Here is a 12549-nt window from a genome sequence, read left to right as displayed (position 1 = left end):
CACCTTCTACGCCGTTGTAGTGCCGGGTGCTCAGCTACTCAGCCAGTCTCCGTAACTTAGCTTCGCACATGTAACCGGTATCACACCCTTCTAAACAAAATAGGTGGTGGGTTCGATACCGCACTGTGATCGCCATCGTTGCCGTGGCGCGCCGTAAGCCGCCGATCCCCGACTTAAACTCGCCGTGTGGGAATTCGCGCACGTCGCCGAGGAACCATCGCCCTCGCCACGGCGGCCACCGTCGCCTCGACCGGTACCGCCTACATCGGGGCGCGCAACCTGCTGAGCGGGCAAGCCGATCAGGCCCGTCAGACCATCCCGAAGGCCTGGGACATCCCGCCCCGGGCCGACGGCGTCTACTCCCCCGGCGGCGGTCCGGTGCAGCGCTGGCAGCGTGGCGATCCGTTCGACCTGCACCTGATGGTTTTCGGGGACTCCACCGCGACCGGGTACGGCTGCCGGGACGCCGAGGAGGTGCCCGGCGTCCTGATGGCCCGCGGACTGGCCGAACAGTCGGGTAAGCGAATCCGGCTCAGCACCAAGGCGATCGTCGGCGCCACCTCGAAGGGGTTGTCCGGCCAGATCGACGCGATGTTCGTCGCCGGCCCGCCACCGGACGCCGCGGTGATCATGATCGGCGCCAACGACATCACCGCCCTCAACGGCATCCCGCAGTCGGCCCGCCGGCTCGGCAAGGCCGTCGCCCGGCTGCGCTCGAGCGGCGCGGTCGTCGTCGTGGGCACGTGTCCGGATTTCGGAGTGATCACCGCGATCCCGCAGCCGCTGCGCACCGTCACCCGCGCCCTGGGTCTGCGGCTGGCGCGGGCGCAGGCGTCGGCCGTACGCGCCGAGGGCGGGGTGCCTGTGCCGTTCTCCGATCTGCTGGCACCCGAGTTCTACAAGCAGCCCGACGTGCTGTTCTCCGACGACATGTTCCACCCGTCGGCGGCCGGGTACGCGCTGGCGGCCAGCCAGCTGCTGCCCGCCCTGTGCGAGGCGCTCGGTGAGTGCCATGTCGATGGTCCGCCCGACCGGGCGCTGCGCACGCGCGCCGCCGACGTCAGCACGCTGCTGGCCAAGGTGGGCGGCGTGACCCGACTGTGGCGGCGTACCACCGGGGTCCCCGCACCGGTCGTCGCGTCCGCAAGCTAGGTTTTCCTCAGCCGCAACCGAGGAGCCGTCATGCCTGAAGCCGTCATCGTCTCGACCGCGCGTTCGCCGATCGGCCGCGCCAACAAGGGGTCGCTGGTCGACATGCGGCCCGACGACCTCGCCGCGCAGATGGTGCGCGCCGCCCTGGACAAGGTGCCCTCGCTCGACCCGCGCGACATCGACGACCTGATCATGGGCTGCGGTCAGCCCGCGGGTGAGTCCGGTTTCAACATCGGCCGCGCGGTCGCCGTACAGCTGGGCTACGACTTCATGCCCGGCACCACCGTCAACCGGTACTGCTCGTCGTCGCTGCAGACTTCGCGGATGGCGTTCCACGCGATCAAGGCCGGCGAGGGCCACGCATTCATCTCCGCGGGCGTCGAGACCGTGTCGCGCTACGCGAAGGGCAACGCCGACGGCTGGCCCGACACCAAGAACCCGACGTTCGCCGAGGCGATGGAACGGTCCACCCAGGGCGCCGCCGGTGCCGACGAGTGGCACGACCCGCGCGAGGACGGCGTGCTGCCGGACCTCTACATCGCGATGGGTCAGACCGCCGAGAACGTCGCGCTGTTCACCGGTGTCAGCCGCGAGGACCAGGACCACTGGGGTGTGCGCTCGCAGAACCGCGCGGAGGAGGCCATCAACAGCGGCTTCTTCGAGCGGGAGATCTCGCCGGTGACGCTGCCCGACGGGACGGTCGTGAGCAAGGACGACGGCCCGCGCGCGGGGACGACCTACGAGAAGATCAGCCAGCTCAAGCCGGTCTTCCGGCCGAACGGCACGGTGACTGCCGGTAATGCGTGCCCGCTCAACGACGGCGCCGCCGCGGTGGTCATCATGAGCGACACCCGCGCCAAGGAGCTGGGCCTGACACCGTTGGCGCGCATCGTGGCGACCGGCGTGTCCGGGCTGTCGCCGGAGATCATGGGCCTCGGTCCGATCGAGGCGTCGAAGAAGGCGCTGGCCAACGCCGGGATGAGCATCGGCGACATCGACCTCTACGAGATCAACGAGGCGTTCGCCGTCCAGGTGCTCGGTTCGGCGCGCGAGCTGGGGATGGACGAGGACCGACTCAATGTGTCGGGCGGGGCGATCGCGCTCGGTCACCCCTTCGGCATGACGGGCGCCCGCATCACGGCCACGCTGCTGAACAACCTGCAGACCCGCGACAAGCAGTTCGGCCTCGAGACCATGTGCGTCGGCGGCGGCCAGGGTATGGCGATGATCATCGAGCGCCTGTCCTAGCTCCCCGCTCCCCCTCTGCGTTGACTTTGCACACAGATCGTCGCCCGCGGCGATATCGCGATCTGGATGCAAACTCAACACCCTCGTAGCCGCCACGCACGCCGAACTCGGTCCAGGATGTCGGCGTCGCCGCTGCGTGCGGCGACGCGGACGACCTGCCACTGGGCGGCGGCAAGGTCTTCCAGACGCCGGATCTCGTAGGCGAAGAGCTCCTTGGACGTGCGGTGGTGGTCGCCCTCGTATTCGACGGCGACGTTGATGTCCTCCCAGCCCAGGTCGAGGTAGTACCTGCGCCGTCCGTCGGGGCTGCGGACGGGGATCTGAGTACGCGGTCGCGGGTAGCCGGCGCGCATCAGCAGGAGACGCAACCACGTCTCCCTGGGCGACTCCGCCCCGGCATCCATCAGGCCGAGCGCCGACTCCAGCTGACGGAGACCGCGTGAGTGCGGATGACACCGCGCGACCTGGAAGACGTTCACCGCCTCGAATCCCGTCGCGGCGGCGAGTGCGTCCAGGCGGGCCACTGCTGTGTCGAGCCCACCACGCCGGCCCAGGTCGAACGCAGTGCGCTCGATCGTGGTGACGGGCAACCCGCCGATGTGGACCCGTTCGGCGCCGTGCAGCGTCATCGCGGAGGTGCGTAGGCCGGCAGGTGGTCTCCCGCACGACACGATCAGTTCGACGGGCTCGGTGTCGTCGACCCACTTCGCGCCGTGCAGCGCGGAGGCGGTCGCGCCCGCGATGACGCCGCGTCGCTGCGACCAGAGCCAGGCTGCGATTGCCCGTGCGCGGAGAGTGAGCACGATGTCGGGGTGCACGTACACGTTCGGGTGCAGCGCCACGTACTGCGATCGGAGCTGGTGCTTCCGGATCACGCCGGCGGCCACTGCCTCCGTACCGATGAAGGGCTTGTCGAGCATGCTCGAAGGTTCGGCCCTGACGCCGACGTCCTCACCCGTCGAGATTGTCTACAGAGCGCGATCTGTGGACGAATCGCGATCTGTGAACAAACTCAACGTCCCCCACACAACAGAAAGCCCGGCACCACCGGTGCCGGGCTTCCCTCGCAGAGCAACTAGTCGTTGTTGAAGTAACTCAGCAGGCGCAGGATCTCGATGTACAGCCAGACCAGGGTGACGGTCAGGCCGAGTGCGACGCCCCAGGCCGCCTTCTCCGGCGCGCCGGCGCGGACCATCTGGTCGGCCGAGTCGAAGTCGATCAGGAAGCTGAACGCCGCGAGCGCGATGCAGACCAGCGAGAAGACGATCGCCAGACCGCCGCCGTCGCGCAGGCCCAGGCCGGCACCACCGCCGACACCGAACAGGCCGAGGACCAGGTTGAGCAGCACCAGGGCCAGCACGCCGAACATGCCGGCGACGATCATCCGGGTGAACTTCGGCGTCACGCGGATCGCGCCGGTCTTGTAGACGACGAGCATGCCGAAGAACACACCCATGGTTCCGACGATCGCCTGGGCGATCATGCCCACACCGCCGAAGGACACCACGTTGGCGATGATGAACGACACCGCGCCGAGGAACAGACCTTCGAGTGCGGCGTACGCGAGCACGATGGCCGGGTTGTCCTGCTTACGGCCGAACGTGGCGATCAGCACCAGCGCCAGGCCGCCGAGTCCGCCGACGAGAGCGAACGGGGTGGCGAGCCCGAGGTTCCCGCTGACCAAGTAGTAGGAGACGACGGCGACGGCCGACAGCACTGCCAGCGTGACGCCGGTCTTGGTGACGACGTCGTCGATCGTCATCGGCCGGGCGACGCCGGTCTGCTCGGGATGCTGGGCGTAAGGCGCCGCGTACGGGTCGGCCTGCACCTGCTGGGCGCCGTAGCCTGCGGCTCCGGTCCCGAATGTGGCATAGCCGCCCTGCGTCTTCGGCAGGGAGCGGAATACCGGGTTGCTGCTCTCGCGCACCGTGGGGTCCTCTCAAGTAATGGTCCGATAGTGGTCCGAAACTGTCGAACACTCGCTCAACGAGCGTCGTGCCGGTCAGGTTCCCGGAACCGAAACTTTTTTCACAGGAACTTCCCAGCCCTATCGTGCGAAACCTTACCCGTCGCACACGTCGGCGGGGTCACGATCTAGATTGCATTCGTGGCAGAAAACGAGGACGTCCTAGTAACAGTGGAGAACGGTGTGGGTCTGCTGACCCTCAACCGGCCCAAGGCGATCAACTCACTGACCCACGGCATGGTCACCATCCTCGGCGAAGCCCTCGACCGCTGGGCGCATGACGACGCGGTGCACACCGTGCTGCTCCGCGGCGCCGGCGAGCGCGGTCTGTGCGCCGGGGGCGACGTGATCGCGCTCTACCACAGCGCCAAGGCCGACGGCGCCGACGCGCGTCGATTCTGGTTCGAGGAGTACCAGCTCAACTCCTACATCGGCCGCTATCCCAAACCCTATGTCGCACTGATGGACGGCATCGTGATGGGCGGCGGCGTCGGCGTCAGCGCACACGGCGACGTCCGCGTGGTCACCGACACCACGAAGATGGGCATGCCCGAGGTCGGCATCGGCTTCATCCCCGACGTCGGCGGCACCTATCTGTTGTCCCGCGCGCCCGGTCTGCTCGGCTACCACGCGGCGCTGACCGGCGCACCGTTCTCCGGCGCCGACGCCATCGCGATGGGATTCGCCGACCACTTCGTCCCGCACGACGCGCTCGAGGCCTTCACGGCCGCGGTCATCGCCGACGGCGTCGACGCCGCGCTGGCCGCCCACGCGCAGGAACCGCCCGCGAGCCCCCTGCTGGCAGAACGCGACTGGATCGACGAGTGCTACGCGAAGGACACGATCGCCGACATCGTCGCGGCGCTGCGGGCGCACGGCGCAGACGCGGCCGCCGGTGCCGCCGACCTGATCGAGACCCGCTCCCCCGTTGCGTTGGCCGTGGCGCTCGAATCGGTCCGCCGGGCCGCCCGGCTCGACACACTGGAAGACGTGCTCCGCGACGAGTATCGCGTCTCGTGTGCGTCGCTGCGCTCACACGACTTCGTCGAGGGCATCCGCGCCCAGCTCGTCGACAAGGACCGCAATCCGAAGTGGTCGCCCGCCTCGATCGCCGAGGTCACCACCGACGACGTCGACGCCTATTTCCAGCCCGCCGACCCCGATCTCACCTTCCCCCACAAGGAGTGACCATGACCGCCTACGAGACCATCCTCGTCACCCGCGACGGCCGGGTCGGCACCATCACACTGAACCGGCCCAAAGCGCTGAACGCCCTCAACAGCCAGGTGATGCACGAGGTCACCACGGCGGCAGCGGAATTCGACGACGATCCCGACATCGGCGCGATCATCGTCACCGGTAGCGAGAAGGCGTTCGCCGCGGGCGCCGACATCAAGGAGATGGCGAGCCTGTCGTTCGCCGACGTCTTCACCGCCGACTTCTTCGCGCCCTGGGCGAAGTTCGCCGCCACCCGCACCCCCACCATCGCCGCGGTCGCCGGCTACGCCCTCGGCGGCGGCTGCGAGCTGGCGATGATGTGCGATCTACTGATCGCCGCCGACACCGCCAAATTCGGCCAGCCCGAGATCAAGCTGGGCGTGCTGCCGGGCATGGGCGGCTCGCAGCGGCTGACCCGCGCGATCGGCAAGGCCAAGGCGATGGACCTGATCCTGACCGGACGCACCATCGATGCCGCGGAGGCCGACCGCAGCGGTCTGGTCTCACGGGTGGTGCCCGCAGACCGGCTGCTCGACGAGGCCAACGAGACCGCCGCCGCGATCGCCGGCATGTCGCGCAACGCGGCGCGGATGGCCAAGGAAGCGGTGAACCGGGCGTACGAGTCCAGCCTCACCGAGGGTCTGCTCTACGAGCGCAGGCTCTTCCATTCGGCGTTCGCCACCGACGACCAGAAGGAAGGTATGGCGGCGTTCAGCGAGAAACGCCCCGCCAACTTCACGCATCGCTAAAGTGCTGGCGTGAGCGACACCGCGGAGGTCCTCGACAAGACACCCCCGCAGGAGACGGCCGAGCAACCACCCGCCCCGCGGGCCTGGTGGTTGCGCCATTACACGTTCTTCGGCACCGCGACCGGCCTGGTGTTCATCTGGCTGTCGATGACGCCGTCGCTGCTACCGCGCGGCCCGCTGTTCCAGGCGCTGGTCAGCGGTGGCGCCGGCGCAATCGGTTACGGGCTCGGCGTCTTCGGCGTATGGCTGTTCCGGTTCATGCTCTCCCGGGAGCACACGCCGCGCGCCCCGAAGTTCGCCTGGCTCGCGCTGATCGTGGTCGGAGTCGTCGGCCAGGTCCTGATGATCGTGTACTTCCACGTCTGGCAGGACCAGGTGCGCGATTTCATGGGCGTTGCGCGGCTGGCGTTCTGGGACCACCCGCTGACGGCGGTGCTGTCGATCGTGGTGCTGTTCGCACTCGTCGAGATCGGCCAGCTGGTAGGCAAACTCGTCCGATTCCTCGTGCGACAGCTCGAGAAAGTCGCTCCGCCAAGGGTTTCCGCGGTCGTGGCGGTGGCGCTGGTGCTTGCACTGACGATCGCACTGCTCAACGGTGTCGTCGTGCGGTTCGCGATGAGCACCATCAACAAGACCTTCGCCGCCGTCAACGACGAGACCGATCCGGACAACGCAGCCCCCACCTCGGTGTTGCGCTCCGGCGGGCCGGAGTCCCTGGTGAGCTGGGAGTCGCTGGGCCATCAGGGGCGCGTCTTCGTGGCGAACGGACCCACTGTCGCGGACCTCGAGGAGTTCAACGGCGCGCCCGCCATCGAGCCGATCCGCGCGTACGCGGGGCTGAACTCGGCCGACGGCATCCGCGCGACCGCCGAGCTGGCGGCCCGTGAACTGCTGCGCACCGGCGGGCTGGACCGTGCGGTGGTCGCGGTCGCGACGACGACGGGCACCGGCTGGATCAACGACGCGGAGGCCTCCGCGCTGGAGTACATGTTCAACGGCGACACCGCGATCGTGTCCATGCAGTATTCGTTCCTGCCGAGTTGGCTGTCGTTCCTCGTCGACAAGGAGAACGCGCGTCAAGCCGGACAGGCACTGTTCGAAGCCGTCGACGCCCTCGTCCGCGAACTGCCCGAGGCCGACCGCCCCCGGCTGGTGGTGTTCGGGGAGAGCCTGGGCTCGTTCGGCGGCGAGGCGCCGTTCCTGGCGCTGAACAACCTCGTCGCGCGCACCGACGGCGCCCTGTTCTCCGGACCGACGTTCAACAACGAGATCTGGGCGCAGCTGACCCACAACCGCGATCCGGGGTCACCGGAATGGCTGCCGATCTACGACAACGGGGAGAGTGTCCGCTTCGTCGCGCAGCCCGAAGACCTCGACAGGCCTGAACAGCCCTGGGAGACACCGCGGGTGGTGTACCTGCAGCACGCCTCCGATCCGATCGCGTGGTGGAACCCCGATCTGCTGTTCTCCCGGCCGGACTGGTTGAAGGAACCGCCCGGCTATGACCGCACCGCGCGGATGAAGTGGATCCCGGTGGTGACGTTCCTGCAGGTGTCCGCGGATATGGCGGTGGCGGTGAACGTCCCGGACGGTCACGGGCACGTCTACGTCGCCAACGTCGTCGATGCGTGGGCCGCCGTCCTGCAGCCACCCGGGTGGACGCCGGACAAGACCGCCCGGCTGCGGCCGATGATGCACTCGGGCGAGAACGGCTAGTTCAGCTGCGCCAGAACGCCTTCGCCCTGCAACGCCTGGTAGCCGCCGATGACGTCGGTGGCGCGGTGCAGCCCCAACTCCTGTAGCGCGGCCGCGGCCAGGCTCGAGGTGTACCCCTCCGAGCACAGCACCACCCAGAACACGTCGTCGTCGACCGCCTGCGGCAACCGGGCGTCGCTGGTCGGATCGCAGCGCCATTCGAGCACGTTGCGTTCGATGACGAGCGCGGCGGCCACCTCGCCCTCGCGGGTGCGCTGGGCCGCGGGCCGGATGTCGACGAGCAGTGCGCCGTCGGCGACCGCGGCGGGTACGTCGGCGGCGGGCATGCGCTGCAGCTTGTCCCGGGCGGCTGCGAGCACCCGGTCGATGCGGCTGGTCGTCATGTCATCCCTCCGGCGAGTCGGTCAGTTCGGTTCGCTTGCGCCGCAACCGGTCCGGTGCAGCGACCTCGTAGTAGGACATCGCGGTCAGCGGTGGCGAGTAGGCGTGCACGCTGAGTGTGGGACCGGCCACCGTGATCGACTCGGGCGCCCACACCACGTCGTGCACCCAGCCCAGCGGGAACGCGGCCTGATCCCCCGCCGACAGCACCCGGCGGCGCAGCCCCTCGCCGTCCCAACGGGTTTCGGCCAGCGCGCCGGACAGCACGGTCAGCGCGCCGAGGGAGCCGCCGTGGTCGTGCAGTTCGGTCGACTTCTCGGGCACCCAGCTGATCAGCCACACGTCGAGTTCGTCGTCGCCCCGCAACCGGGTGTACCAGCGGTCGTCGCGGGGGATGCCAGCGGGTGGCAGCAGATGGTCGTAGCGGCCGCTGAGCACGTCGTCGGCGCTGCGGTCGGTCTCGAAGAGCAGATCGGGCAGGCGCAGACGGGTGGGTGCGGACACGGCAGGAGGCAGGGCGAGAGTCATCACGGAACTCCGGGAGGGAACGAGGATGGGACGAACAGGTCAAGAGGGGTGGGCGTCAGGCCCGACAACACTCCGCAACCACGGTCCGCTCCGTCATGGCCGCCAGTGTTGCATAGATTGGCGGCATGCGCAGGCACCACATCGGCCTCACCCTCGTCACCGCAGCGCTCGCCGGCGGCCTGGCTCTGTCCGGTTGCAGCTCCGGTTCCGAGGAGGCCGCCGAGCCGTCCTCGTCGCAGGCCGCCACTCCGGAGACGTCCCAGGAGGAGACCCGGTCCGCCGCGCCGGGCCGAGTCGAGGTGTCGCCGGGCGGGGTGACGACGGCCGTCGGCGCCCCCGCCGAATCCACCGAGGACGAGTACTTCCAGGCCTGCAACGCCGCAAGGCAGTGGATGACCGGGAAACCCGGAGATCAGACGGCCAAGGTCGAGTCGTACCTGGCGGAGCTGCAGGCGACGGAGTCGGCGGGTCCGGCCACGTTCGGCAGCCCATGGTCGAAGCTGGCGCCCGGCCGCCAGTCCGCGGTCATCGTGGCGGTCGAGGCGGCCGCCGCGGAGCTGTGCGGCTGAACCTCGCGGGTTTGATTCACGCTGCGCGGAATGGCGCACAATAACGCCATGAGCAAGCGCGTCGCCCTGGTGCTCGGCAGCGGTGGCGCCCGTGGTTATGCGCACATCGGGGTCATCGACGTGCTCCGGACACGCGGCTACGAGATCGCCGGTATCTCCGGCTCGTCGATGGGCGCGCTCGTCGGCGGGTTACAAGCGGCCGACAAGCTCGACGAGTACGCGGAGTGGGCGCGGTCGCTGACGCAACGGGCGGTGCTGCGCCTGCTCGACCCGTCGATCACCGCCGCCGGGGTGCTGCGCGCCGGCAAGATCCTCGACGCGGTCCGCGACATCCTCGGCGAGGTCAGCATCGAGGATCTGCCGATCCCCTACACCGCGGTCACCACGGATCTGATCGCGGGCAAATCCGTATGGCTGCAACACGGTCCGGTGGACGCGGCCATCCGCGCGTCGATCGCCATCCCGGGCGTCATCTCGCCGCACGTGCTGGATGGCCGGTTGCTGGCCGATGGCGGCATCCTCGATCCACTGCCGATGGCCCCGGTCTCGGCGGTGAACGCCGATCTGACCCTCGCCGTCAGCCTCGGCGGCAGCGAGTCCGGCGGTCGCGCCGAACCGCAGGACGAGTCCCATGACGACGAGAGCGCCGCCACCGCCGAATGGCTGAACCGATTGCTGCGCAGCACTTCTGCGCTCCTGGACACCAAGTCGGCGCGGGCAGTGCTGGGGCGACTGGGCACCGCAGTCGACGACGAGGACGGCGAGGAGGTCCTCGAATCCGCCATACCGAAACTCGGCAGCTTCGAGGTGATGAACCGCACCATCGACATCGCCCAGGCGGCCCTGGCCCGTCACACGCTCGCGGCCTACCCGCCGGATCTGCTGATCGAGGTCCCGCGGTCGGTGTGCCGAAGCCTGGACTTCCATCGCGCGGCCGAGGTCATCGAGGTGGGTAGGCAGCTGGCCACCCGCGCACTCGACGACTTCGAGCAACCCGTCGCGCTGGGTTCCTGATCAGCCCAGGAAGCTCGCCACCTCCGCGGCCACCCTGCGGCCCTGTGCGCGCCCGGCGGTCGCCGACGGCACCCGGCACGCCGGATCGAGTGGGTTGGTTCCGAACGCGGCCAGCGCCTCGTCGTCGGCGAAGATGCCCAGCGTCGGCGCGGGGAACGTGTCGACCTCGGCGACGGCGCCACTGCCGAAGGGAGACGGCGAGTTCCGGCCCGACGGCACCAGCGCGACCACGGCGTCGCAGTCGGCGGCCACCGCCATGTTGACGGTGCTGCCGACGCCGCCGTCCATCAGTCGGCGCGCACCGATCGTGACGGGCGGCCACACCCCGGGCACCGCACAGCTGGCGGCAACCGCGTCGACGATCGACACCCCCGAGGAACGGTCGAACACCACGAGTTCGCCGGTGGCGGTGTCGATCGCGGTGATCCGCAGGTCGCGCTGCGGCCAGTCGTGCACCGGCAGACGGGCGGCGATCACCGCGCGGCGCACCTCTTCGGTGACGGTCGGGGTGGTCAGGGCGATCTGGCCGATGCGTTGCAGTTTCTCCGCCACACCGAGGTCCGGCGCGGACATCGCCGTGATGAACAGCTCCGAGATGGCCTCGATGCTGACGCCCGAGTCGATCTCGGCCGACTCCACGGCCAGCTGCCGGTCGAACAGCGCGTCGATACCCAGGCCGCTGCCGAGTTGCCCGGCCACCGTCGACCCCGCCGAGGTCCCGACGATCACGTCGGCGTTCAGCAGCGCCTCGGCCGCAGCCGGGGATTCGTCGGCGATGCCCCGCAGGACGCCGGTCTCCCAGGCGATACCCGCGATGCCGCCGCCGGCCAGCACCAGTGCTCGCTTCGTCACACGCCGCAGTGTGCCCGACGGCCGGCCGGGCTACCGCAGCCGGGGTGCGGCCTTTCCGCTGAACATCGGGAGATCGAAGTAGGTGGCGATCCCCGGCGACGCGGCGCACACCGCAGGCACGGAGTTGACGCAGTGCGCGGCCGTCGCGACCACACCGTTGTTGCTCTCCAGCCCCTCCTCGACGCTGTCGGGCTGAAAACCTTTGACCACCAGGTTGAAATCGGGATTGCCCCGGACCTCCATCTCGTAGCGCTCGCCCGCGGGCCCGAACGACCACGGCGGATCCAGGTTCTCCTGACCCATCAGCCAGTTCACCGTCACCCGCACCACGACCTCGTTGCCGACCACGGCCTCCCAGTGGAACCGCCGTCCGGCGACCTGCCCCGGTTCGATCGCGCCGATCGGCGAATCGATCGGGGCGGTGGCGACGGCGATCTCCTGCGACGACCGGATCTTCGGATCGGCGTTGAACCCGACCGCGTCGACGACCATCCGGACCGCCTGGATGAAACCACCGTCGAGCAGTTTCTGCATCGGCCCGCTCAACGCCTTGTCCGGGGTGTCGCCGAACCCCATCACGTGGCGGACGACGTCGGGCGCGTCGTAGGTGCGCAGATCCGAGTACTCCTCGGCACGGACGAAGGTGACGCCGGTGGCCATCACCGACAGCAGCAGCGGGAACTTCTCGCTGATCCCGCCCGGTGCGATACCGGTGCCGTGCAGCGTCGCGCCCCCTTCGAGGGCCGCCTCCCGCAGCGGCGCGGCTTCCTTCTCCCTGGGATAGAACCAGCCGACCGGGGTGACCACGTTCTTGCCGGAGCGCAGCAGCGCCGCCACCTCGGCGGGGTTCGGCAGCAACGGGGCGTAGATCACCGCGTCGGCGTCCAGGGCCAGGATCGCGTCGACGTCGTCGGTGGCGGCGACGCCGATGGGACTCACCCCCACGAGCTCACCCACGTCGCGGCCCGCTTTGGCCGACGAGTGCACCCAGCACCCGACCAGTTCGAGGTCCGGGTGTTCGAGCACCCCCTTGATCGCGGCGACGCCCACTCCGCCGGTTGCCCATTGCACGACCCGCAGCGCCACGCCGCCCTCCTCGCCTCAAAACTGGAACACGTTCTATTGTGGTCTACACCACTTCTCGCCGGATGCGAAG

13 protein-coding genes are annotated in these 12549 nt (G+C 69.2%); 7 read left to right on the top strand and 6 right to left on the bottom strand.

Features of this window, described 5'->3' with window-relative positions; all coding sequences use genetic code 11:
* Positions 1–186 precede the first annotated feature (186 nt).
* A complete protein-coding gene (locus A5757_RS15490; RefSeq protein WP_066835620.1) occupies positions 187–1152 on the top strand; it encodes an SGNH/GDSL hydrolase family protein in 966 nt (321 codons plus the stop codon).
* Between the two features lie 30 nt (positions 1153–1182).
* Entirely contained in the window at positions 1183–2400 is a 1218-nt protein-coding gene (locus A5757_RS15485) for an acetyl-CoA C-acetyltransferase (RefSeq protein ID WP_066835618.1), read from the top strand.
* Between the two features lie 74 nt (positions 2401–2474).
* On the opposite strand, the gene A5757_RS15480 is transcribed toward A5757_RS15485, so the two are convergent.
* Both A5757_RS15480 and A5757_RS15475 read right to left on the bottom strand, forming a co-directional pair.
* On the bottom strand, positions 2475–3320 hold the full coding sequence (locus A5757_RS15480) for a hypothetical protein (protein ID WP_066835616.1): 846 nt from the start codon (positions 3318–3320) through the stop codon (positions 2475–2477).
* 155 nt (positions 3321–3475) lie between these two features.
* On the bottom strand, positions 3476–4327 hold the full coding sequence (locus A5757_RS15475; protein ID WP_066835614.1) for a Bax inhibitor-1/YccA family protein: 852 nt from the start codon (positions 4325–4327) through the stop codon (positions 3476–3478).
* 180 nt (positions 4328–4507) lie between these two features.
* Here A5757_RS15475 and A5757_RS15470 point away from each other — a divergent pair, with 180 nt between their 5' ends.
* From A5757_RS15470 to A5757_RS15460, 3 genes are read left to right on the top strand one after another with little or no spacing between them, the layout of a single operon-like run.
* Positions 4508–5554: an enoyl-CoA hydratase/isomerase family protein gene (locus A5757_RS15470; protein ID WP_066835612.1), complete on the top strand. Its 1047-nt coding sequence runs from the start codon at positions 4508–4510 to the stop codon at positions 5552–5554.
* A 2-nt stretch (positions 5555–5556) separates the two neighbouring features.
* Entirely contained in the window at positions 5557–6333 is a 777-nt protein-coding gene (locus tag A5757_RS15465; protein WP_066835610.1) for an enoyl-CoA hydratase, read from the top strand.
* A 9-nt stretch (positions 6334–6342) separates the two neighbouring features.
* Entirely contained in the window at positions 6343–8049 is a 1707-nt protein-coding gene (locus A5757_RS15460; RefSeq protein ID WP_066835608.1) for an alpha/beta-hydrolase family protein, read from the top strand.
* On the opposite strand, the gene A5757_RS15455 is transcribed toward A5757_RS15460, so the two are convergent.
* Both A5757_RS15455 and A5757_RS15450 read right to left on the bottom strand, forming a co-directional pair.
* Positions 8046–8432: a rhodanese-like domain-containing protein gene (locus A5757_RS15455; protein ID WP_066835606.1), complete on the bottom strand. Its 387-nt coding sequence runs from the start codon at positions 8430–8432 to the stop codon at positions 8046–8048. The two genes, A5757_RS15460 and A5757_RS15455, sit on opposite strands and share 4 nt — an antisense overlap.
* A gap of 1 nt (position 8433) precedes the next feature.
* Positions 8434–8958, bottom strand: coding sequence for a cysteine dioxygenase family protein (locus A5757_RS15450; protein WP_066835603.1), 525 nt, complete (start codon positions 8956–8958; stop codon positions 8434–8436).
* 125 nt (positions 8959–9083) lie between these two features.
* Between A5757_RS15450 and lpqV the strand changes: the two genes are divergently transcribed.
* Both lpqV and A5757_RS15440 read left to right on the top strand, forming a co-directional pair.
* Positions 9084–9527, top strand: coding sequence for a lipoprotein LpqV (gene lpqV / locus A5757_RS15445; protein ID WP_066835601.1), 444 nt, complete (start codon positions 9084–9086; stop codon positions 9525–9527).
* A gap of 48 nt (positions 9528–9575) precedes the next feature.
* The gene (locus tag A5757_RS15440; protein ID WP_066835599.1) at positions 9576–10541 is read left to right on the top strand and encodes a patatin-like phospholipase family protein; all 966 of its coding nucleotides are present in this window, start codon (positions 9576–9578) and stop codon (positions 10539–10541) included.
* Here A5757_RS15440 and A5757_RS15435 read toward each other — a convergent pair whose 3' ends face one another.
* Both A5757_RS15435 and A5757_RS15430 read right to left on the bottom strand, forming a co-directional pair.
* Entirely contained in the window at positions 10542–11393 is an 852-nt protein-coding gene (locus A5757_RS15435; RefSeq protein ID WP_197497354.1) for a patatin-like phospholipase family protein, read from the bottom strand.
* A 30-nt stretch (positions 11394–11423) separates the two neighbouring features.
* Positions 11424–12479 carry a dihydrodipicolinate reductase gene (locus tag A5757_RS15430; RefSeq protein WP_066835595.1) on the bottom strand — a complete coding sequence of 352 codons (1056 nt, stop codon included), beginning with the start codon at positions 12477–12479 and terminating at the stop codon, positions 11424–11426.
* Between the last annotated feature and the right edge of the window lie 70 nt (positions 12480–12549).

It is taken from the genome of Mycobacterium sp. 852013-51886_SCH5428379 (genome assembly GCF_001665575.1).
GTDB lineage: Bacteria > Actinomycetota > Actinomycetes > Mycobacteriales > Mycobacteriaceae > Mycobacterium.
The sequence above is the reverse complement of the archived record's forward strand: the minus strand, read 5'-3'. Positions and strand labels throughout refer to the sequence as shown.

Coding starts and splice junctions, on each gene's coding strand:
- A5757_RS15485 (WP_066835618.1), top strand. CDS start 1,183: ATGCCTGAAGCCGTCATCGTCTCGACCGCGCGTTCGCCGATCGGCCGC.
- A5757_RS15480 (WP_066835616.1), bottom strand. CDS start 3,320: ATGCTCGACAAGCCCTTCATCGGTACGGAGGCAGTGGCCGCCGGCGTG.
- A5757_RS15465 (WP_066835610.1), top strand. CDS start 5,557: ATGACCGCCTACGAGACCATCCTCGTCACCCGCGACGGCCGGGTCGGC.
- A5757_RS15455 (WP_066835606.1), bottom strand. CDS start 8,432: ATGACGACCAGCCGCATCGACCGGGTGCTCGCAGCCGCCCGGGACAAG.
- A5757_RS15450 (WP_066835603.1), bottom strand. CDS start 8,958: ATGACTCTCGCCCTGCCTCCTGCCGTGTCCGCACCCACCCGTCTGCGC.
- lpqV (WP_066835601.1), top strand. CDS start 9,084: ATGCGCAGGCACCACATCGGCCTCACCCTCGTCACCGCAGCGCTCGCC.
- A5757_RS15440 (WP_066835599.1), top strand. CDS start 9,576: ATGAGCAAGCGCGTCGCCCTGGTGCTCGGCAGCGGTGGCGCCCGTGGT.